The following is a 719-nucleotide window of genomic DNA, read 5'->3' on the forward strand; positions in this document are numbered from 1 at the left end:
TCACATCTTAAAAGATGGATAACAAAAAGTTAGATATCAAATCTCTCCTTTAAAAATATGATGAAACAAGAATTTACACAAACATTGTTTGCGTGGATGGGTGGTAAACACTATCTGCGTAAGAAAATTATACCGATTTTAAATAATATTGACCACGAAACCTATGTTGAACCGTTTTTAGGCTCTGGTGTTATTTTCCTAAATAAAAAACCAGCAAAATATTCTGTCATTAATGATTTGAATGGAGAGATCACGAATCTGTTTCAATGCGTTCAAAATGACTTTGATGATTTAGCTAAACGATTGGAGTGGTTTGTTTGTTCAAGACAGTTGTTTTTTGAACTTGCGGCGATTGAACCAGAAAGCCTTTCCAAAGTTGAAAGAGCCGCCCGTTTTTTGTTTCTCCAACGTTGTGTGATGTATGGGAAAAAAGATTATGTCTCTTTTAGTTTTGGAAGGAAAAAGCCTATAGCATTTAATCCCGAAAAGCTGTTATCAAGGATGAGACGTGTTAGACAGAAGCTTCTTGATACGACAATCTTAAATTTGTCGTGGGAACGGGTTATCGAGCTATTTGATGCACCCGACAGTTTATTTTATCTAGACCCGCCTTATCTTGTAAAGAAGAAGTGTTACAGCTCTGGGAATTTTGTTGAAGATGATTTTGTGAGTATGGCAAAAGTTCTCAAAAGCATACAAGGCAAATTTGTCTTGAGTCT

Annotated in this window: 1 protein-coding gene; it reads left to right on the forward strand. The window is 35.5% G+C overall.

Features of this window, described 5'->3' with window-relative positions; genetic code table 11:
• Window positions 1-57: 57 nt before the first annotated feature.
• Window positions 58-719 (forward strand): DNA adenine methylase (locus tag ACFIM6_RS10070; RefSeq protein WP_375612695.1); only part of this gene is annotated, 662 nt, incomplete at its 3' end.

The sequence above is a fragment of the Bartonella sp. AA9NXGY genome (assembly GCF_042196845.1).
GTDB lineage: Bacteria > Pseudomonadota > Alphaproteobacteria > Rhizobiales > Rhizobiaceae > Bartonella.